Raw genomic sequence first — 22,988 nt, 5'->3', positions numbered from 1 at the left:
CCTTCGGTAAGTTACACGACAAAAAAGGACGCCTTTCGACGTCCTTTTTTATTCTCTATATTCCGAAAAATTAGTGAAGAGCAACAACTGCTTTCATCATCTTCTTCGTGTTTTTCATCAATTTTTGTTTTTCTTGACCGTTCATCAGATACCAAGCATCCTCTTCCGGATAATATTGGAATTCAGCGACAGCGTCAGATTCTTCGCTAGAGATAGCCATTTTGTTCATAGTTTTGGTTACAGTGTAAGATTTACCTGCAAACATCACTTGATCTTTCTCGATATCTCCGGCTTTCATGGCAACAGGATTGTTACCACCCCAGAATTCGATAGAGTTGAAAATCAAAGCATCACCCAAGCAGCACAATTCGTATGCCGGAAGGATGCATAATCCCAAAAATACCAACTCGTTCACGAATTTAGAATCAGAAACGCTACCGTTCCAATTGTGTAATTTGGATGTCAACGCGAAAGAGCCGAAACATCCGCTCAAAGCAACTGATGAAGCAGCGATTAAAGCAACTGCAACAAACCGATTAAAACTTTTCTTCATAACCTTATATTTAAAATTTAGTTTTGCTAAGATACAGCAATATTTACGAAATTAAACATGTTAGGTTACTTTTTCTTATAAAATTTTTTCGGTGCAATCATTAATTCCGGACGTAAAACGTTATCTAGCTCTTCCTTAGTCAACAACTTTTCTTCCAGTACCAAATCGTAAACACTTCTGTTCTCGGCTAAAGCTCTCTTGGCAATACGAGAAGAATTTTCATATCCCAGCGTCGGATTCAACGCGGTAACGATTCCGATACTGTTCATTACCATATCCTTGCAACGTTCAGCGTTAGCAGTGATTCCGTCAACGCACAAAACTCTCAAACGATCCATAACTTTAATCAACATCTGCATAGAGTTGAATATAGCGTACACGATCACCGGTTCCATCACGTTCAATTCCAACTGACCGGCTTCAGCAGCCATCATCACGGTCGTATCGTTACCGATTACACGGAAACAAACTTGGTTTACCACTTCAGGGATAACCGGATTTACTTTACCCGGCATGATAGAAGATCCCGGTTGCATCGGCGGCAAGTTAATCTCGTTCAATCCGCATCTCGGACCGCTGGACAACAAGCGCAAATCGTTACATACCTTGGACAATTGAACGCAGAAACGTTTCAATTCGGAAGAATAGGATACACAAGCCCCGGTATCAGGCGTAGCGGCAATCAGGTTCGGTGCTAACACGAACTCTTCACCACTGATAATACGCAATTCACGAGCACAGATTTCAGCATATTCCGGTTCTGAATTGATACCCGTACCAATAGCCGTGGCACCCATGTTCTCGACCAAGAACAATTTAGCAGCCTCGTTCAGACGCTCGATATTCTCTTCCAAAGTATAAGCATAAGCCTCGAACTCCTGACCTAAAGTCATCGGCACGGCATCCTGCAACTGAGTACGTCCCATTTTCAACACGTGCTCGAACTCTTTCGCTTTTCTACGGAAAGAATCAACCAACAATTTGATCTCTGCCACAACTTCTTTATTGGTCAAAATTATAGCCAAGTGGAAAGATGTCGGGTAAGCGTCATTCGTGGATTGAGAAAGATTCACGTGGTTGTTCGGGTGACAATAGTCGTACTCACCTTTTTGATGTCCCAATAATTCCAACGCACGGTTAGCTACAACCTCGTTGATATTCATGTTCGTGGAAGTTCCGGCACCACCTTGTACCATATCCACGGGGAATTGGTCGGCCAATTTACCGTCAATGATCTCCTCGCAAGCTGCCGTAATAGCATTCGTTATATCGGAAGGAATCAAGCCTAATTCATAGTTAGCCTTTGCAGCCGCCCATTTTACCATCGCTAAAGCCTTCACGTAGTTCGGGAACATTCCGATCGTGTAACCGCTAATCCCAGCGAAGTTCTCGATTGCTCTCAAAGTCTGAACACCATAATAAGCATCCATTGGCACCTCTTTGTTGCCGAGTAAATCATGTTCAATTCTTGTCTTCATAATTCTTATAGATTAATTATTTCCAAATACGTTTGAATCTCTTTCAAGTTTCACCCGATCGTCAAAAACTCACTAAATGTCCCTCGCTCATACAAAACGACCCGGAGAAAATTAATCCGGCAAAGGTATAAAAGTTAATAGTATAAAGCCAAATTTTAGACAAGAATTTACACGTAACTTTACAAGTGTTATAACATTGAATATCAATATAATCAAATAAAATTTAACAAATTAAAGTGCAGAAAAAGGCTTTTTTACAAACGTTTCCGAAAAAACAAACAAAAGATTGGGGAGTAGGGTTCGCCTTCGGCGAGTTACAAATTACTAACGCTAGAGAAGCAACCTGCAACTCGCCGAAGGCAAATGCAACCTGTAACCTGCAACTCGCCGAAGGCGAACTCAAGGTTGATTATCATCTATATTAATCACGATTTTCGCCAGAGAAGAACGAAACAACTCATCGTCATAAGGCGCATACTTTCCCTTAACGTCATACATGATCGAGGCCTCGCCCTTGAAACCCTTGACCGGAAAAAACATCATTTCAGCCAGATCCGGATTATATACCCATTTGCCCTCGTTAAGAGCTTCGTACACGAATACCTCACTCCCAAGACATTCCTTATCATTTTTCCATATTCTGAAACTCCTCGGGTCCAAATTATCTTTACCGGGATTCGGAGTACTGCCTTCACCCCTGTACGCCACGTCATTATCCAATGGTCTCACAGTGGCAGGTCCTCGACGATGCTCGTAAATATCATCTTCCGCGCGTGCCCCATAGAGAGGAGTAATCCGCAAATTCTTAATAATATTGGTATGTGCCGTAAGCTGTCCGGTCGATGCCATAAACCCGATACATAATCTCTGTGGCGTAATCAGGGTTAGGTCTGTTACCGGTGGGGTGGTATACCATATCGGTTTAGGCGGACTGCCGCCCGCAATCCGGATTGGTAAACTATTTTCAGTATAACTCAAAGAAGACGGGTACGTGTAATTCTCTATCACGACCGTCTTGTCTGTCCCGTGTTGTATCGTCACCGTAATCTTAAAACCACCCCCGTTATCATTGGGTTCCAACGCGATAATTGCTTTACGGTATGTACTTTCATCTGAATGAGAGAACACACCTCCGCCTGAAATATTGAACGGTTTATCAATCCGGGGAGTAACATGCCGTTCATACTGCCCGCTCATTGTGTTCAACTCGAATCCGGCTTCATTTCTCAATCCGTTCGAATGTTCATCTTCAAGCCCTCCGGTAATACTCCATCCCGTGTGTCGGGTGATAAGTACCGGAAATCCCCAACTGCCTTCCGGTATTTCATGCGTATTCTGTTTAGTTGTTATCGTTTTTTTTCCTCGACCGGCAGCCCCCCGAATGGTTACATTACTTCTGGTGTTATACTTTAGAAGTTGCGCATTAGCTATTGTAGTCAAATTATCATTATAAGGAATCCCGTTTCTCATCTCGTAGTCTTCCATACGCCAATTCTTAAAATTACCCTGATCCAGCGCCACGGCGAGATACCCGCCTTTCATGCCGGTTATCGGCAATACCCCCTTACTTATGCTCTGGTGAACCGACGACCTGTGAGTATAACCAAACCCCGCCCCCTCCGCTCCGTATTTCAGATTATCCCCAATATATTGATTGGTAGTCGCATCGACAAGAAACATACAAATACCGTCCGTCAAACCCTTTTCCGACGGATTCGTGTACATCATGATATACTCGAACTCGATTAGTAAACCGTCTTTCGTGGAGAAAATATAATCGGGCAAATAAAAAGCCCCGACCTCTTCTTTTCCTTGCGTGAGTCGCAATCCCAAGTTTTTCACCGGCTTCGCCTGATTTGCTCTCTTGTACGTGTTATCGGCTTTTCTTCCCGAGGCTTCGATCTGATTCGGCTCAAAAAGTTTCACATTCTCCATATCCCCGTCCAAAAACGACCGGAAAAAAGGCATAAGATGAGAGGATTGTGCCGATACACCGTCCCTCATTCCCAACAATACCAACAAAAGAAAGAATATCTTTTTCATCATATACTTCGGTGTTTCCATATCATATATATTTATCCATCAATAATCTCTGATACAACGAATCGGGAAAGCATACGACAGGTCGGCATCGTAAAACAGCATCCCGTCTTTTTCCATGAAAAGATAGTTCACCGTGTACCGGCTACTAATCGTGTAAGGCGTCGCCGACCAATAATACCCGTAAGCCCCGACTTGTACCACGTTACCGTCCCCGTTGGGATAGCGGTGTCCCGCGGCAGGCAGAAAAACAGTTCCGGCTGGCGGTGTCCCCGCGTTGGCAGGCGTTGAAGTAGAAACCGACACGTTCGCCCCCAGAAACCAACCACTTTCCGGATCAAACGATCCATTCAAATAACTGCCGGAATTGGCGTTCAAGTTTAACGTGACATCTTTAAAACTACCTCTATTCGCTGTTTTTACCCCCGTTTCATTATACAATGCTTCCAATTCGGCAGAAGTAGGCATACGCCATTTTCCTTCCACCCAACCTTTTCCATCCTTTCCACTGGAAATATAACGACATATATCCCCTATGCCCGTTGCCTCGTCGAAACCCGTGTTATTAAAAAACTCTTTAAAAGAATCATCCGCCGCGGAAGACGAGGTAAAGCCGAAATTCGGGTGACCGTACGGTATTTTATCCCAACCGCCAAGCCCGCCTTTCCAGTCTGACGGATTCAACCCCGACGGGGCATACACGACTTGTACCGTCGGATCATAGGGATTCCCTCCCGGTGCCAGCGCAACAAGCGATCCCCATTTAAAAAACAGCCCCTGCGACCAAGCCGGAATCGTCCGGTTATCCTGTTCCGTAATGGCAAAAGTCAATACCCCGGAACTTAGAACCACGTTACTACGGGCAAACAATTCGGCGACCGGAACTCTCCGGACCGTCAGCGTGTCGATAAGCCTCCCGGCAGTAAACACGATTTTACCGCTCACGTAATCCTCGGGATTACCCGGCGGGGTAATCGCCGTAACATTGATTTCCACCCCTGTCTGGTTAATGTCAGCCCCATTCGTCGAGGGCTTATTGTCGGCAAGCCGGAGCCACGTGTGCGCGTTCGGTTCCAGCACGACAGCATTCCAATCCCCGTGATAATCGGAACTCACCCGGTGTTTCAATTGCCTGCTCACGCCGTATGGCATATCAATTACCCGTGTTTCCACCCCCATAAAGAACTGTCCGTCATAAACAATGTGCTTTATCCCGGACATATCCACGACCAGCATAGAAGTTTTCAGATTTGACAACACACTTTTCGAGCGAAGCGCCTGATCAAATGATTCGTAGCCGATTCCCTCTGCCGCCGTTATCGTGACAATATACTTGTAGTTGCGGTACAGGGGCATATAGTCCGCGGCAGTAGACGCCGCCGACTCACGAGTGAAATCAACGCGATAATAGTAATCCTTCCCAAAATACTTTCCTTTGATAATCAGACAAGTTCCGTTCACTTGATCGGCTTCCGAGTTCCTCGCGGCTTCATAGGCGTAGATCTCCCCCGCCAACAAAGGTCCGGCAACATCGCCAACCTGCTTATATTCATACATCATCGCGTCATCCAAAGTTCCGGGCTGCTTGCCCGCCGGATTCGGCACCATAGGATTATTATTATTCGTGTAATAATCCGCTATGATATTACCGTTGGATGCGTTCCACGCCGGGGCAATATAACCCAAAGTATTGTAATTCACCACGTATATTTCCTCAAGTCTGAAAATGCTCCCCTTAACCTCGTTCTCGACGTCAATACGGGCAAGCATACGAGTCAACGATATGCTGACTGTCTTTCCCGGTGCAATCCCGTTGACAGGAACTTCCCCGTACATCGGTATCGGGATATAACCCGGTGTCGATACATTCCATTTATAGGAGCCGTCGGCATCCGGTCGCGTGGTAAATTTCAACGCTCCTAACACGTCTTGTTTTTCCGAATTGACCGGATAATCTGTCAATGCCTTATCCACCTCGTCCGAAGCGTTCGTGACAATTACGATCAAAGCGGCATTCTCGTCTTTCGGTAACGCCAAATTATACTTTATCTTATAATCCGAACCCGACGGTTCCTGCGTAAAATTACTCACTTTGATATTTTGGAGCAATTTCGCGGCAGGAGTCGATTGATCGAAAATCAAAACGTCTATCGTCTCCACCGTGGCCTCCCCTTTGGAACCTTCTAACGAGCGGGTTACAGGCACATCAAAACCCGGAATAATCATTTCCATGGCCACCACCTCACCCGATACTCCGGCAGGTGCATCCAGTTTCTCCGATACACACCCCGCCACACCAAGCAGTAATAAAACAGCCGGGTAAAACAGTTTCGATAATACTTTAAATCGCTTCATTTATCACATATTTATTATACTATGAACGAGTTACCCGTACCTCCTTGGTCAGATTTCCCGCCTTGATTTCTACAACGGCATAACATCCTATATCAACACTACCTAGATTCCCGGAAACCGTAAATGTCAACTTTTGAAACAAACTTCCGGCAACTTCCGACATCACGACTTGTAACCAATCACTCTGAACATGAGAAGGTGCAAGTAGATCGCCATTTTTATCGTAATAACTTACCGTTCCCAGTTGTATCCCTTTCGGGAACCCGCGGTCAGTCCTGTCGTAATTGGTCTCGGTTGTAATTATAACCGACTTCCCGTCATTACTGATATAAAGATTATCCCGACTTACCCGCAAAAAGTACTGGGGATCAATAATAATCCCCTGCCCCGCATCCGACCACGGAATGACGGTATGCTCGAACTGCACGGTTTTCTCCTTCACGACACCCACGATACAGTACACGTTATTCCGCCTGATCTCCGTGAGTGCTTGCACATTCCCCCCTCCTTCCGGGGAAAATTCAGACAGGATCGTACGGGTATCCCTCAACCCGTCGGGAGTACTTAATCCTATGATATCCAATACCAGCTTATCAACATCTCCCGGGGCAGAGCAAGTTCTTTCGGGAGTGTAAAACGCACATATCAATTGCTTGGTTTCATCTAACTCCAAAGAATTACTTGCCCCGTAAAACCAACCGACATACTCGTAATCACTGGCAGGAATCAACATCCGCCCAAAATTATTTTCCACGTCCGTACCCGTTTGAAAACGAGTGCCGTCGGCCTCTGTCCCTGCTATCAGATATCCTCCCGTGTAGGTGTTCTCCAACAGCACCCGGAAAGAATTGGTCAGTCGGGCAAAAGCAACGGCATCCTCTTTTTTCAACCAAAGCTCTACCCGTGCCACCCCCCGTTCTATATTGATCTTTTCCCGTGTCGTGTTCCCCTCGATTACTGCAATTTTCCGTTTTACCCCGGTCATCGGGAGTCCCGAAGAAGCAGGGAGCGTATGGTTAAAATTAAATGCGTCCCCCATCCGAAAAATCAAATCCTCCAACTCGGACGGGGAAGTCACCGCTTCCAATGCGGCAGTTATTGTCCCCGGCTCATTCACGACCACGACAAGCATTTTATCCGGGTTCGAACTGACTTCCAACGTCGTACCGAACTTCTTGGCGTCCTGCTCTTTCGTGTCAAAAGCAACGACCTCGTTGATATCGATAACAGGGAAAACCGAAGCGTCATCGAACGTGATAAAACGGGCTGTATGAACGTAATCATGTTCGTCAGCTCCATCCACAAGAACCTCTATTGACATCATTCCCCGCGTACTGCCCGCCATATCTTCATTCTTTTCCGATCGTTCTGAGATACAGGAAACGAGAAAAACCAGCGTAAAGACAATATGTAAGATATTATTTTTCATAAACACTTCAATATAAAATCAGACACCTATATCATTAAACCATATTATCCAGTTATTGATCTTGATTCCCACGGCAACAAAACCATCGGGCCCACTTCCCTCTTTATACAGAAGCACCAGATGCCATTCGCTCTGTCGATCAAGAAATCCCTGCATGGACAAGTCATTACCGTCCAACCCTTTCGCTGGTTTTATCTCTTCCAATAAAGACATCAGATCGTAATTCCACAACACGCTTCCGCTTCGCGCATCACGCACGGTAAGTTTATAATTATAATCTTCACCGTATACCAGTCTGACCGTGTTAAGACGTCCCGCGGACAACACTCCCGGCTCGCTCCCCGTTGTCAGTTCGTATGGAATGTACCTCACGTTTTCCCTTAGCCTTGGCATATTATCATGACCGTACACCGCCCCTTCCGGGGTTTCTATTTCAAAAGTATACGCAGCCGCCCCACTTCTTGCTCCGGCATATTTTTCAGATTTATCCAGCAACAACGTAAAACGATTGGTATTCTTGACAAGATGCACCGGAAACACCGACAAATCGGACTTATTCTGAATATCAATGGTCTGTCCCACCCATAAAGGCGAGAATCCGTGAGATACCGTCCCGGAAGTCCGGTTCAGCGTTATCCGGACATCTTCCAGCATAGTCTGCCCGGGGGATAAAGAATTACCGTCCTTGTCGGCAACCTTAAAATGCTCTGTCAACCCTCCTACCGCCAGTATCTTGTATTCCCCCGGACGGAAATCATTCCCGAAAAACATCCGTTTCCCCCCAACAAGTTCCTTACGCCCGACGTGTCTGTTGAAAAGATACAGCCCTTTCCCGTCAAACACGAATACATCGACCGTCTCCACTTGCAGTTCGAAAGAGTCAACATACTCCATATTGTAATCGTAGACAAATTCCAGATATATCCCGCAATCATCCATATCGTCCTTGATACTTTCGCACGACACGAAGAAAAGCGACAAGATAACAATCGGAAGCAACCGGAACCTGTCTCGATGTACATTATTCACGTTCATACCATTCATTCATTATAGATTTTATCATGCTAAATGATTCCAACCATACAAACCGTATTTCATGAATCACTGAATCGTCAATCACTAAATCAAGGAATCACCGAATCAAAAATCCCTAAATCCCTATTTCGTTTTCCCAAACGATCCACGGTGCTACCTCAACCGTGATACCGATATATCCTACCGTCCCGTCAATCGGATCTTTCGGGTCCGGATCACCGGGTCCCGGATTGTCAATATCCGGATACCAAGGAGTTCCCGCACCTTTCACGGAACCCAAGGTCAATTTATACCAGTTATTACGAACGACGCCGTATTTGGCAAAAGCCATCTCCTGCGTTGTTTCATTATCATGACGTATTTCGTAATAGTAATAACAAAGCCCGTTCTGGTACCAACGGATAACAGGATTCTTACCATCCTTGATAACCTCTCCGCCATTCGGGATTTGTGACAAATCCGTTTCCAAAAGAGTGGCGAACGAAGTACCGGTAAGAGTCACCTCGCTGTGCGCATCCGCGTACTCCTTTATTTTAGTGTACATTTTCTCGCAGGCAGCCTTCAAATTCGGTCCGACATCGACAGCATTGTAAGCAGCTTTCAATGCCGCAAAATCAGTGAAATTACTCCCGGCAAAATTAAACCAGTCGCCCCCACTAGTGCGTCCCGGTGGATAATACGTGCCTTTAATCACCAGACGGGTAGCATTCTCGAACTTCTGTTCGGCGGCAGACATCGTATTCTCGATACAATAAGTCTTATCCGCGGTAGCCATCCACGTGTACGGCGACACCAATACCGGATTATAAGTACTACTATTTACCGTGGCATTCACGATACCGACATCATTCGTGTAATTCGGGTCAACCGTGTAAAAATTACTGGTATAACTTCCATCATTCGAATGAGTAACCGAAAGTAGCGCCTTCTCCGCGAAAGGATAGAACGTACTGTTCACGGCATCCAAAGTCCAGTTACCGAAAACAAATGTTGCCCCGTCAGGTTTTACCTCTATATTACCTTTAAGACTGAGTTCCAGTTTGGAAGCCAGACGTTCGATCTTCACCTGCACCCTGTTACCTGTTTTCTCGGCAGCCTCCTTTGCCTCGTCGTCATCCACGTCCTTCGTCACTTTCTGAATTTTACCGCTGATGTCAATCAAAGGATCGGAAATCTTATCCCCGGCATCTTTCCCGGTTTCATCGCCACTATTAATCATGGTAAAACCTTTGGCAATAGGCAGAACGACATCCGTGATCTCCTCTCGGGTAGCCTCTTTGATTGCCGTGTTAACCGTGCTAAAAGTCGTCGTTACGTTAATATCGTTCAACATTCCCTCCAATTTGTCGCCGGGATTGGCTATCACCAAAAGTTTGGTCGCCGCCGCGGAGACCTTAACGGCTGACGGGCTTGAAGAAGCATTCGGAATCTTCACGAGGTAATCCGTCGTACCCGGGATTCCCACTATATTTTCCGCCTCATCGAAGAACAACAGATAAAGGTTTTTCAAGTCACTCTCGTTCGTTCCGCTTTCCTCGCCCGAAGAACGGGCTGATGTGTTTTGCGTTGCAATTTTAATGGAAAGATAAGCAACATCCGCATCACTTATTATCGGCGGATCATTATCGCTATCACTTTTACTGCAACCGGTCAATGCCGCTATCGCCAACATTGACATTAGAATCATTTTCATCTTCATTTAGTCGTGTTTTTAATGGACAATAATTATATTTTCAATCATCATGGAATCAATCCATTCCATACATTTCCCAATCTTTCAATTTCTCCTGATAAACATTTTCATCTGCCTTGTATCGTTCAATCAATCTAAGATGTGCTGCCGCATCGGTATTACCGGTAGCCGCCGCCTTCTTCGCATAATATTCCGCTTTGTCCAACTCATTATTGCGGGCATGGAACGCTGAGAAATAGATCCATGCTTCGGGCTCATCCTCCAGTCCCTGCAAGAACTTCAACGCCGCCGACACATCATTTGACAAGTAACTAAACACGCCCATCGTGATGCGGCTGCTTTTTTCCTCCGGGAATATCCTTGCCGCCTGCACGATAACCTCCTTGAATTGAGTGCTACCGGGTTCATATTGATTGGCAAGCAGGTAAAACTCGTACAAAGACAACATACTCGGGTAAGATTTGAACACTTCCTTTATGGTTTCGATCGAGTATTCGGGAACCGTGAAAGTAATCCGATAGGCACTCCGGCGAAGCATGGGAAAAAGATTGGCAAGCATATAACGATAAGTCCGTCCTTCATTATACTGCATCAACAGCCTCTCGCGCCCGTCAAATACATCCGTATTCCCGATAATTTCAAGCACTCGTCCTTTTTCGCCCTCGGGCATGCCCGGATCTTCCCGAACTAATTTTTCAAGTCCTTCCCAATCCTCCCCGTAACCTCGCGAAGAAAGAGCGATTCCCGCGAGATCATAATTCCCGCGAAGCCACCCCGTGAGCGAAGCCGCCCGCCGTTCCGACAGTTTAAGGTTATACTCCCACGTCCCCTCGGGTGACGCGTAAGAAGAAATCGTAACGGAGTTAATTTTCACTCCTTGTACTTTTCTCACCTTTTCAATACTCTGCCGAATCTTATCCAACTCGTTCCGGTTATTGGCTAACATGGGTTTAATCTCCGCGTTGCCTACCGTATAGATAATCTGTGCCTCGCCGGACTCCGTTCTGATCTTTATCTCCTCCCGCGGCGGGACGGGAAGTTCCACGGGAAGCTCGTAAATTACACGTGTCGGCTTTTCCGCGAAACGGATTCTATCAGCGATAACCTCCATGGAAAGGTGATGAAACTCACCCCTGCAATTGCGCCGTTCCTGTACCATGGCAACATTCGCATCTCTCATCCAACTTTCGAGAGGAATCGTCGCACTGTAACTTATCCTCCCGTGAAAAAACTTTTGCCCCCTCGCGGAGAAAGACGCGTACACGGGTTCGACACGCCCCGAAAGCCTTTCAACCCTGTTCACCACCGCCTGTTGAATCCTGCCGCTGATAACGACAGGCAGCAGCTTCCTCTCGTTCATCCCGGAACGAATCACCGGGAAAAGGTACATCTGACCTCGGGCAGGGACAGAAACCCCGATAGCCTCAATATCAAGCACAACACGTATACTGTCACGCTCCTGCCGCACGTCACGCACCACCACTCGCACGTCTGACACTTTCTGTTGGGCAACTAAAGCGACAGGAGCCATAAAAAGCAACACGAGCCCAGCCAGAGCCACCATTTTAAACCTCATCTTACCATCGATTTTCATAGTCTGTATTATTTTATCAGAAACACAAGAGTCAACCCGAGTTTCGTCAACCCGAAATAATGCGCGGTCTTATGCCCGATCTTGGGTTTACACTTGCCACACGGGAATTTATCGTGCGACATATAAGCGTATCCTGCCCCGACAGTAGCTTCCAGCGACCAGCGGGGTGCGAATATCCAGTTATAACCGTAGCTCACGCCGACACCCGCCAACCATCCCTCGTACCGGTTATCCTTTATCGTTCTGAAAGGTCCGATACCTCCCGCGTTATAAGAAGCATAATGAGCGTGAACACCTAAGAAATGTCCCGTGAACGGTTGACATTTCCACCACCGTAATTCCGGCTGCACGGCAAAATGCTTGAACTTCTTATCATTGCTGAAACTCCACAAATTCCAACTGACGGGAACATCCAACGTGGTACGCACCCCGACCTTGAATTCCACACCCAGATTCGGAGATGCCATACCGTCCATCAGCAGGTTATTTTTCAATGCGATTTTTTGAGCACGGGCTAACGTGCAGAACGAAATCACCATGATTAATAATATAAATCTTTTACTTTGCATACAGATTTAATTTTCTTAATGCAAATGTAAACCATTGTTATCGCTTGAAAAAGACAACTTTATCCAACTCCTACCACCGGAATTGAACATCCCGGAGAAGTTTCGGGCGAACAATTTTTCTATCCCGCTCAATGATAGGAAACCATTCAGTAACTTCCTCCTAAACAGAGGAAAAATACCGGAAAATTTCTCCTAAACGGAGAAAAGAAAAACATGACACTCGAATATTATACTTAAACGCATTTTAAGCTAATATTTATCAAAAAACTCCGTATTTATAGTTATTTTTGATATTGAATTTAACATATTCCATCTTCAAATAAATACAAACCATGATGAAAAAGAAGGATCTCCATGACGAATTCATTGATGAATTATACAAGAAAATCCCCAAAAGGGCAGATCTGATAAATTTGGTATCCGACATTCTAAAATTAGAAAAGGAATCCATTTACAGGAGATTGGCAAGAAAAGTGAATTTCTCTATCCGGGAAATGGGAATATTGGCAAAAGAACTGAATATCTCTATCGACAGACTACTTTACAAAGCAGAAAACCATCAATGGCATCCCGTCGTGCTGGAAATCCCCTTGAAATTTCATTCCATGGATTGCTTGTGTGACATGATAGAGCAAAACATCCAACGAATCGAATACATCAACCGGGACATTCCCGGACAAATGGGAAATGTTTACCACGTCCTACCGCTGGAATTTTTCATCCATTTTCCCATGATTATGAAATTCATGTTCTTCAAATGGGGAAATTACTTCATCCGGTCGGAAGAATTCAATCATTTTTCTTCATGGGAACTTCCCCACAAATTATCTATCCTTGCAGGAGAATACATTGACACATACAACTTTCGAGAAGTTTTCTACGTCTGGGATAATTCATTAATCTGGATATTAGCCAGAGAAATTGACAATTTCTACAAAATGAACATTATCACGACACAAGAAAAAGAAGATATAAAGGAAGAACTTCACGAGCTCTTATCAAATATCGAAATGACATTAAATGGTACCCGTGTACCCGCAATCCCATATCCGCCGGAAACGACCTTCTATGTTTCCTCCGTCAATATCGGCTTTACAAGCAACTATTATCAATCCGGTAACAGACACTTTGCCACGTTTCAAAGCAACTTCAGTTTCTCCATGATAGAGAATTCCGAGGAAGACTTCACCAAGGTGAAAGAATGGATAAACTCCTTTTGCAACATCTCCACCCTACTCTCCCAAAGCGGACGTTTCGAGAGAAGGCTGTTTTTCAACGCACAGTACAAAATATTGGACAATATTTTAGAGTAAGCCCTCATTCGGGTTTTCCCCAAGTAATCCTATCGTAAAACTACCTCTTCCCGCTCACAACACCCCTAGCAAACACTTGTATCCCCGATAAAAATCGTTGCTACAAGCATTCTATATCATAGCTGTAAGAAAGAAGAGGTAGTATAACCCAAGGATTACCATATGATTACGGCAGTTTTTCCCTATTCGAATTCTTCGGCATTCGCCTCCATCTCACCGAGAGGTTTCAGATTCGAAGGAATCCTCTCCTCCGTGTCATCCGAGAAATAAGGGAACACGTCCATGATTGTCGTGTCGGCAATAGAAGCGATCTCGAAAGGAACCACGTAAGTAGACAGACTCTTTTGCAAATTAACCAAAGCTCTTTCCAAATCTGACCCCGCGATCAGGAAATACTGACCGGACTTCTTCTCTTTTCCGCTAATCTGGTCGGCATCAATAATGTTCACCTTCGCCTTGTACCACTTGTCGTCATTCCCGTCATTCGACTCCACCAACTCCGTCACGTTCGACTTCTTCAACGCGGCAATATAAAAATCCCCTTGAATCATCTCTCTCAAACACTCCGTGATCCTGCTCTCCGCCTCCGTGTAAGACATGGCATCCAACAAATACGACTCGGACATTTTCTTCTCTTTCCCGTCCTCACCCACTTTCACGTATTTCACCTTCGCTTCAAACCAATTTGCTATCATTTCTTCTGTTTTTAATTTGTTTAATCGGACAGCAAAATTAAAATAATTCTGCCCAAAACACACCTCTCTCAAAAAAAATAAAAATTGGAACCAATGTATTCGTGATAAAATATAAAGTTCGATCCGCTTGTTTACAGTCAAAAAAAAGAGGCTTGAAAACCAAGCCTCTCTTCTGTACCATATCGATATATTAATATCTTCTGTTTGAATTATAACCTCCGCGATTACCGCCACCTCTGTTATAACCTCCGCGGTTACCACCGTTTGATCTTTCTTCTCTCGGTTTAGCCACATTAACGTTAATCACTTTACCGTCATATTCAGCACCGTTCAATTCGTCAATCGCTTTCTGTCCGAGAGTATCGTCAGCCAATTCAACGAAACCGAAGCCTCTTGATCTTCCTGACTCTCTGTCCATAATAACTTTAGCAGATACAATCTCTCCGTATTCTGCAAACAATGTGCTTAAATCAGCGTCATCAACGCCATAGCTTAAATTTGAAATGTAAATGTTCATCAAGTACAATTTTAATAATTAATTAATAGTGATTGAGGTGTGCATTGAATAAAAGTCTACTTAACGATACAAATACATGTTAGGAAAGTGATTTAAAACAAAGGAATCAACTCAATTCGGAACAAAGGTATCTCTATTATTCGGATATGCAAGCTTTTTCATGTATTTATTTTAAAATAATTCTATCCTACCCCCGAATATTTGATAATAAACACACATTTACTATTTTCGTGAAAAATTTAATCAAAACCATATCATGAGAAAAATATTCATCATCACGCTTTTATTATCGGGTGGAATATCATCATTCTGCCTCGCGCAAGAGAAGTATACCCCATCGAAAGAAAACTTGGAAAACAGACAATGGTTCCGGGACGCTAAATTCGGTATGTTCATCCATTGGGGAATATACAGCATGCTGGCGGACGGGGAATGGGTGCTTACCAACAAAAACCTGAATGAAGAAGAATACCAAAAACTGGCGGACGGCTTCTACCCTTCCAAATTCAACGCCGACGAATGGGTACGCACTGCCAAAGACGCCGGGATGAAATACATCTGTTTCACGTCACGGCACCATGACGGCTTTTCCATGTTCGACACCAAACAATCGGACTACAACGTGGTGAAAGCAACCCCGTTCAAACGGGACGTCATCAAGGAACTCGCCGAAGCCTGCCAAAAGCACGGGCTGAAACTATTCCTGTATTACTCGCATATCGACTGGCACCGTCCCGACTACTACCCGTGGGGACGTACCGGGCGCAACACCGGGCGCACGCCTTCCGGGACATGGGAAGACTACTTGAAATTCATGGATGCCCAACTCACCGAACTACTCACGAACTACGGTTCTATCGGGGGTATCTGGTTCGACGGCTGGTGGGACAAACCGGACGCAGACTGGCAACTGGAAAGGCAATACGCTTTAGTCCACCGCCTGCAACCGGGGTGCCTCATCGGTAACAATCACCACAAAGCACCCTTCGAGGGCGAAGACTTCCAGATGTTCGAGCGTGACCTTCCCGGGCAAAACAAGGCAGGTTACTCCGCCGATGCCGAAATCAGCACCCTCCCGTTGGAAAGCTGCGAAACCATGAACAACACGTGGGGATACAACATCAATGACCGGAACTTCAAATCGACCAAACAACTTATTCACACGCTGGTCGGTGCCTCCGGCAACAACGCCAACCTTCTCCTGAACGTGGGCCCCCGCCCCGGCGGAGATTTTCCCGAAGGCTCGGTCACGCGTTTGAAAGAAATCGGGGAATGGATGAAAACTTACGGCGAAACACTCTACGGCACCCGGGCAGGTATCGTCCCCCATCAACCGTGGGGAGTAACCACGCAAAAAGATAATAAATTATATGTTCACATCCTTAATCTGGACAAAACCGAACTCCTACTTCCCATCACGGATAAAAAAGTCAAAAGCATTGCACGTTTCAAAGATAAAACCCCGGTAAAATACAAGAAAACGAAAGAAGGCATCTTGCTCCAACTGGAAGAAATCCCCGCGGACATTGACCACGTGATAGAGATTGTTTGGCGATAAAACCAACGAAGTGTATCTTTTCTCACCCTTTTTTCGTAACTTAGCAGCCGAATAACTAAAAAAACAGGACTTATGTTTTCACAAGACGAATTCAAGAAATATGCCATGAAGCATAAAGGAATCAGTAGCCTGAATCTACATCGTATCGAATCAGCTACTGCCAGCTATATATCCCCGACGATCATCGAGGAGCGCCAATTGAACGTGGCAAGCATGGACGTTTTTTCAAGATTAATGATGGACCGTATTATATTCCTCGGGGTACCGATTGACGACACCGTGGCAAATATCGTTATGGCGCAATTGTTATTTTTGGAATCAGCCGACCCGACCAAGGACGTGCAGATCTATTTCAACACCCCGGGCGGTAGCGTGTACGACGGACTCGGAATCTATGACACGATGCAATACATCAAATGTGACGTGGCAACCATCTGTACCGGTATGGCCGCATCCATGGGTGCCGTGCTGATGACGGCAGGCACCAAAGGAAAACGTTCCGCGCTGCAACACTCCCGCATCATGATACACCAACCGATGGGCGGTGCCCAAGGTCAGGCATCCGATATCGAGATCACGGCACGGGAAATCATGAAATTGAAAAAAGAACTTTACCAAATCATCGCCGATCATTCCGGTAACCCGCTGAAAAAAGTGGAAAAAGACTCAGACCGCGACTACTGGATGACTGCTGTGGAAGCGAAAGAATACGGAATGATTGACACTGTTTTAACTCGGAATCATAAATAATGCAAGATAAATGTTCGTTTTGCGGAAGATCACGTGACGAAGTGGATCTTCTGATTGCCGGGATGGACGGTTTCATTTGCGAGATGTGTGCCCAACAGGCGTACGACATCGTGCAAGAGGAACAGAGAGGCCATTCCACCCCTTTAGACATGGATCATATCGAGGTCAAGAAACCGATAGAGATTAAACAATTCATGGATCAATACGTGATCGGTCAGGACGAGGCGAAAAAACACCTTGCCGTGGCTGTTTACAACCATTATAAACGATTGACACAAAAGCCCGGTAACGACGACGTGGAGATCGAGAAGTCCAACATCATCATGGTCGGTCGCACGGGAACGGGGAAAACCTTGCTGGCACGCACGATTGCCAAAATGCTGCACGTGCCTTTCACTATCGTGGACGCCACCGTGCTGACGGAAGCGGGATACGTGGGCGAGGACATCGAATCCGTCCTGACACGCTTATTGCAAGCAGCCGACTACGACGTGGACGCAGCAGAAAAAGGTATCGTCTTTATTGACGAGATCGACAAGATCGCCCGCAAAGGCGACAACCCGTCCATCACCCGTGATGTCAGCGGCGAAGGCGTGCAACAAGGTTTGTTGAAACTACTGGAAGGTTCTATCGTGAACGTACCCCCGCAAGGCGGACGCAAACACCCTGACCAGAAGATGATCCCGGTAAACACCAAGAATATCCTCTTCATCTGTGGCGGAGCATTCGACGGTGTCGAGAAAAAGATTGCCCAACGTATGAACACCCAAGTGGTAGGATTCACGGCAAGCAAAGAAACTTTCCTCCTCGACCGTGACAACATGTTGCAATACATCGCCCCGCAAGACTTGAAGTCTTTCGGGTTGATTCCCGAGATCATCGGGCGTCTTCCGGTATTGACTTACTTGGAACCACTGGATCGCCAAGCCCTGCGGAACATCCTCACGGAACCCAAAAACGCAATCATCCGCCAATACATCAAACTATTTGAACTCGACAATATCACGTTGAACTTCAACGAAGATGTCTTCGAATACATTGTTGACAAGGCTATTGAATTTAAACTGGGAGCCCGCGGACTACGTTCCATTTGCGAAGCCATCATGACCGACTTGATGTTCGAGATTCCCTCGCAACACTGCGACTCCATCACGGTCACCAAAGAATACGCCGAGAGCAAACTCGACAAATTTACTGCCCAGAAATTACGGGCGTGATTTTACCCCAAAAAAAACGAGATTCGGAATGAATCTCGTTTTTTACTTACAAACGCTTAGCCTGCATATCCATCTTGTCTTTCAACACGAAATCCATATAATAAACGTAAGCGTGTTCCAGATTCGGTTCTATTGACTTCACGTCTGCATATTCTGCAACTTCTTCTGCCACAATTTGGATCCTCAGTCCCCCGTCTTCGGGAACCGTCATGATCACGGGATATTTCCCTTTTATCGCTTCATACTCGTCTTGCATGACGAACAGTTCCCAAACTTTCCCCCTCGCCTGTCTGAGCATCTCCCCCGGGGTACCCATGAACTTTAATTGCCCGTGATTTAACAAAGCAACATTCTTGCAACTACTGGAAATATCCCCCACGATATGTGTCGATAATATAATCGTCGCATCTTTATCACTTATATCCGACAGAATATTCCGGAAACGGATACGCTCTTCCGGGTCGAGCCCGGTTGTAAGTTCATCGACAATGATAATCTTGGGATTCCCGATAATCGCTTGCGCTATACCCAACCGACGTTTCATACCCCCGGACAAGCGATTTGCCCAACGGTCACGTTCCTCGTAAAGTCCCACTTTCCTCAACATTTCGTCAACAAGCTCCCCCCGTTTCTTTTTTTCAATACCGGCAAGCCCCGCGCTATAATCTAAAAACTCCCAAGCCCGAAACTTTTGAAAAGTACGAAAATCCTGTGGCAAATACCCTAGCATAGAACGAATCGCTTTCCTGTCTTTCGATAAATCATAATCATCAAAAAATATCGTGCCGGAAGTCGGATTCTGCAATAACGTCATTATGCGCATCAAAGTCGTTTTACCCGCCCCGTTCGGTCCCAGCAAACCAAACATACCGGATTCTATTTCTAAATTCAAATCACGTAAAGCCTCTTTACCACCGGCATATATTTTCCCAAGATGTTCAATTCTTATTTTCATAGTTATATAGTATTAGTATTATTTTACTTTAACCCACTTCACGGCATCCGCCACGATAGATTGATTGGGATCCGCTCCCTGTCCGGACAAGTTAATCTTTGCCATACCTGCATTAAATTGATATACCCCCATCGAAACCCATCCATTCGCCTCTTCCAACGGTAATAATTCTATCGTTTCCTCCCCTTCGGCATGAGCAAACCGATACGTTTGCACCCGAGGAGCCGTTAGCCATCCACTTTTTACAAGACCGGCATCCACACTATTATCATTATAAACAAACAATTCATACTTCCCGAACTCGGGTAAATTCACTTCCCACTCAACCGCAGAAACACCATCCCCCGATCTTTTCATTAAATAACTTTTTACCAGTTCCCCGTACGAGTTCTCCATAGCCGATTCATGCCAACGAGTACCATTATAACTATCGTCTCTCTTGTTATACACTTTATCAAGAACACGCCTGTCCTCGATAACACAGCAACCCGGATCTGCATTATCCACGATGTACACTCCCGCCTCCGGGGCAAAAGCAAGAGTATCCGCATCAAAAATGCCTTCTATTGGCTTACTTAGCCTATTCGTTTGAGGGAAATTATCAAAATGAAGTAACGAAGGATTGTTCATCGCGAAGTTCGTACTTATCCTAACCCCTTCACTCACCCCGAATTCATTATAATATTTAATCTCTTTGCAAGCATTTGCCGGAATAAAATAATCTCGTGATTTTCCCCTGTAACTACTTATCGAAACTATTCCATCCAGATTCCCCTTATTCCATACTTTAATACCAAACACATGACCTTCTTCACCTTTTGATGTTTCCACCGCATCTAACCGCGCATCTCTAAAATAAAAAGCGGGTAAACCTCTCTCGCTATACAATTGCCGGGTCAAATCAAGAAAATCTATCCCGAACTCATCCTCTACAGCCTCGCAATACTTCTCGTAACTGAAACATTGGAAGGCGTGATTTTCCATGAAGCCGGAATTGAAACGATCAAATTCCTCGTAAGGAACAGAACACAAAAGATTTTTAAAGAAGTTATAGCCTTTAAGGTGTATTGCAAAATCTAATTTTATATCACGATTCGGATTTTGCAATGCTTCTTCAAGATTGTGATCCTTGAAATATCTAATTGCAAATTCACCACTATAGCTATTAAAATTATCTCCAACCCCCTCCTGCATCATATGAAACAAAAGATCGATTCCCGCAAACTCGGGAGAAAATACATTATAATGGTCTTTTTGTAACAAGGAAGAAATGTCATTTGCATTTTTCACCTGATTATTTGGAGTACGTCTCGCGAATCGACCTAAAAACATATCGCCCGCCGGCATATCAATTAAATCATTCACTAAAAAACCTCTGTACATCCACAAAAACTCGTGAGACGGGTTAAAACCCTCTCTCTCGTCATGCATGGGTTTAAATGGCAACCGGAATAAAGGCTCCCTTTCCGGACGGTACACGATTCCCGAATGTACATATTCGCTACTACCCTTCCAATCCCTGCTATATGCGCAAAAATGGACAGGAGTTTCAACAAGATTCAATTTATCATATACATACGCACTATTCCGGTCAAACATAAGTGCTAAATTCCACTGATCAAAAATTATCTCCATGTCTAACTCCTTGAAAAGAAGATACTCGTGTCCCGGCAACAGAAAGACTTCGTAGAACACATCTCCATTCTGAATCCCCTTTCGCACATAATCACCGATACAAAGAGTCAACCCGGACACCCCGAATTTACCGGTAAAACAAATATTATCACCTTCCCTGCTCTCTTCTCCCGGGGCTACCGGTACTCGTTTATCCTCTCCACTCACGGTCAACTTGAAACGAGTAAATTCCCGCTCCGTGAAGTAAGGTGCATTCACGTTCACCGTGGGTTTACTCGTCGGGTACCATAAACATTCCGGGGTCAACAACGTGTAATCCGGGCGGAGATAATAATAATCACGTCCCATGTTATACATGTAGTAACCACGTGAACGTGCCGCAAGAGAATCGATATTCACCACCTCCGCGTAACAGACGGCTGGAGAAATACCACCCCGGTAATCCACCCCGATTTCTTTCGTTTCACCCGGCTGCATCGACATCGCGAGAACAATCACTTGCCTCTCCCGCCGATAAGATAAATTCTCTTTACCCGAAGCGAGTTTCAACACCTCCAGCCCCGGATTCAAGTACAACACGACAGAGTCTATTTTCCGCTCGTACGGGTTATACACTTTCAATTTACTGGAGGCAAGGTAAGCATATCCCTCTTGTTTGAAATTTATATCATGCTCCAAGACATTAACCTTGGGTAAATTCTGGTATTTCACGAATACATCCCGAATAACCTCACGTTCTTTATCCCTTTGAACATATTTACCCACATAAAAGCCCGAAACAACGAACCCCACCACAAGTAATAATATTCCGAACTTCCCGGTAGCGAAATTAGCCTTGGCACTATTGGATATTCGACAGATAAAAGTTATTCCCAGAATAATTAACCCGCATCCCCAAGCGAGAAACGAGAACCGCTGCAACAGAAAACTACTCGAATCGGCAAATCCCGTGACATCCGAGAAAGCATTGGGCATCCCCAAGGCTAAAATATCGAAAGCACCGTAAAGCACTCCTTTACCGAAAAATACGCCAAAATAAAGAAAAGCAAGCAACAGGACGCAAGCCAGTGCAAAATTACGCGCTATTCCTTTCACGCATATCGTGAATCCCGTGATAAAAAATAAAATCGGACAAGTTACGGTTAAAAAGTAAAATACATAAGGAGAAAAAACAAAAGGAGAATCACTTGCCAATAAATGAATAGACAAGGCGATGATCCCCAACAAAATATCCAGACACAAAATAACAAGTATAAAACCCAACGTTTTCCCGAGCAATAACTCCATGTTAGAAAACGGTCGTGCCGAAACAGATGAATTAGCATCCACGTATTTGTCTTCCCACAGAAAATTACCCGCCCAGAAAATAGCGATAATGATTTGCAGGATATTTACCAGATAAGCATTGGCAAAAGGAATCGCGGAAGGCAAGGATATCGCTATCCATTCCGGTTCTTTGATACTACTTTGCGTGATAACGTGAAGAAAGGCCACAATCAATACACTCAATACCGTGACAACCTTGAAACTCCATTCCCTCGTGATGGCCTTCGCCTCGTAACGGGCGATCAAGCCAATAGTTCGATAGTTCATAGTTAAAAT

General features: G+C 45.1%; 17 protein-coding genes. 4 read left to right on the top strand and 13 right to left on the bottom strand.

Annotated features, from left to right (window positions below; genetic code table 11):
• Positions 1–70 precede the first annotated feature (70 nt).
• The 9 genes from CS948_RS01570 to CS948_RS01525 form a co-directional block, all read right to left on the bottom strand.
• The gene (locus tag CS948_RS01570; protein ID WP_099289992.1) at positions 71–553 is read right to left on the bottom strand and encodes a DUF3332 domain-containing protein; all 483 of its coding nucleotides are present in this window, start codon (positions 551–553) and stop codon (positions 71–73) included.
• A gap of 65 nt (positions 554–618) precedes the next feature.
• On the bottom strand, positions 619–2,031 hold the full coding sequence (gene aspA, locus CS948_RS01565) for an aspartate ammonia-lyase (RefSeq protein WP_099289991.1): 1,413 nt from the start codon (positions 2,029–2,031) through the stop codon (positions 619–621).
• Positions 2,032–2,430: 399 nt separating this feature from the next.
• Entirely contained in the window at positions 2,431–4,095 is a 1,665-nt protein-coding gene (locus CS948_RS01555; protein ID WP_099289989.1) for a hypothetical protein, read from the bottom strand.
• An 18-nt stretch (positions 4,096–4,113) separates the two neighbouring features.
• Complete coding sequence (locus CS948_RS01550; protein ID WP_099289988.1) at positions 4,114–6,426, bottom strand: hypothetical protein; 2,313 nt, start codon at positions 6,424–6,426, stop codon at positions 4,114–4,116.
• A 19-nt stretch (positions 6,427–6,445) separates the two neighbouring features.
• The gene (locus tag CS948_RS01545; RefSeq protein ID WP_099289987.1) at positions 6,446–7,855 is read right to left on the bottom strand and encodes a hypothetical protein; all 1,410 of its coding nucleotides are present in this window, start codon (positions 7,853–7,855) and stop codon (positions 6,446–6,448) included.
• Positions 7,856–7,873: 18 nt separating this feature from the next.
• On the bottom strand, positions 7,874–8,899 hold the full coding sequence (locus CS948_RS01540) for a FimB/Mfa2 family fimbrial subunit (RefSeq protein WP_099289986.1): 1,026 nt from the start codon (positions 8,897–8,899) through the stop codon (positions 7,874–7,876).
• 106 nt (positions 8,900–9,005) lie between these two features.
• Positions 9,006–10,589, bottom strand: coding sequence for an Mfa1 family fimbria major subunit (locus CS948_RS01535; RefSeq protein WP_099289985.1), 1,584 nt, complete (start codon positions 10,587–10,589; stop codon positions 9,006–9,008).
• A 49-nt stretch (positions 10,590–10,638) separates the two neighbouring features.
• A complete protein-coding gene (locus tag CS948_RS01530) occupies positions 10,639–12,177 on the bottom strand; it encodes a hypothetical protein (RefSeq protein WP_099289984.1) in 1,539 nt (512 codons plus the stop codon).
• Positions 12,178–12,185: 8 nt separating this feature from the next.
• Positions 12,186–12,746, bottom strand: coding sequence for a DUF3575 domain-containing protein (locus CS948_RS01525; protein WP_099289983.1), 561 nt, complete (start codon positions 12,744–12,746; stop codon positions 12,186–12,188).
• 335 nt (positions 12,747–13,081) lie between these two features.
• Here CS948_RS01525 and CS948_RS01520 point away from each other — a divergent pair, with 335 nt between their 5' ends.
• Positions 13,082–14,059 carry a hypothetical protein gene (locus CS948_RS01520; protein WP_099289982.1) on the top strand — a complete coding sequence of 326 codons (978 nt, stop codon included), beginning with the start codon at positions 13,082–13,084 and terminating at the stop codon, positions 14,057–14,059.
• 182 nt (positions 14,060–14,241) lie between these two features.
• Here CS948_RS01520 and CS948_RS01515 read toward each other — a convergent pair whose 3' ends face one another.
• Together CS948_RS01515 and CS948_RS01510 are read right to left on the bottom strand one after the other, a co-directional pair.
• Positions 14,242–14,754, bottom strand: a complete 513-nt coding sequence (locus tag CS948_RS01515; RefSeq protein ID WP_099289981.1) for a DUF4494 domain-containing protein — start codon at positions 14,752–14,754, stop codon at positions 14,242–14,244.
• A 190-nt stretch (positions 14,755–14,944) separates the two neighbouring features.
• A complete protein-coding gene (locus CS948_RS01510) occupies positions 14,945–15,271 on the bottom strand; it encodes an RNA-binding protein (RefSeq protein ID WP_099289980.1) in 327 nt (108 codons plus the stop codon).
• Positions 15,272–15,527: 256 nt separating this feature from the next.
• Here CS948_RS01510 and CS948_RS01505 point away from each other — a divergent pair, with 256 nt between their 5' ends.
• The 3 genes from CS948_RS01505 (at position 15,528) to clpX (ending at position 18,796) form a co-directional block, all read left to right on the top strand.
• A complete protein-coding gene (locus CS948_RS01505) occupies positions 15,528–16,829 on the top strand; it encodes an alpha-L-fucosidase (protein WP_099289979.1) in 1,302 nt (433 codons plus the stop codon).
• A 72-nt stretch (positions 16,830–16,901) separates the two neighbouring features.
• Entirely contained in the window at positions 16,902–17,579 is a 678-nt protein-coding gene (clpP, locus tag CS948_RS01500) for an ATP-dependent Clp endopeptidase proteolytic subunit ClpP (RefSeq protein WP_099289978.1), read from the top strand.
• Positions 17,579–18,796 (top strand): ATP-dependent Clp protease ATP-binding subunit ClpX, encoded by a 1,218-nt coding sequence (clpX, locus tag CS948_RS01495; RefSeq protein WP_099289977.1) that lies wholly within the window; start codon positions 17,579–17,581, stop codon positions 18,794–18,796. Before clpP ends, clpX begins: the two co-directional genes overlap by 1 nt.
• 46 nt (positions 18,797–18,842) lie before the next feature.
• Here clpX and CS948_RS01490 read toward each other — a convergent pair whose 3' ends face one another.
• A complete protein-coding gene (locus CS948_RS01490) occupies positions 18,843–19,751 on the bottom strand; it encodes an ABC transporter ATP-binding protein (protein WP_099289976.1) in 909 nt (302 codons plus the stop codon).
• A gap of 18 nt (positions 19,752–19,769) precedes the next feature.
• Positions 19,770–22,979, bottom strand: coding sequence for a hypothetical protein (locus tag CS948_RS01485; RefSeq protein WP_099289975.1), 3,210 nt, complete (start codon positions 22,977–22,979; stop codon positions 19,770–19,772).
• Between the last annotated feature and the right edge of the window lie 9 nt (positions 22,980–22,988).

The organism is Butyricimonas sp. Marseille-P3923 (assembly GCF_900184685.1).
Lineage (GTDB): Bacteria > Bacteroidota > Bacteroidia > Bacteroidales > Marinifilaceae > Butyricimonas > Butyricimonas muris.
The sequence above is the reverse complement of the archived record's forward strand: the minus strand, read 5'-3'. Positions and strand labels throughout refer to the sequence as shown.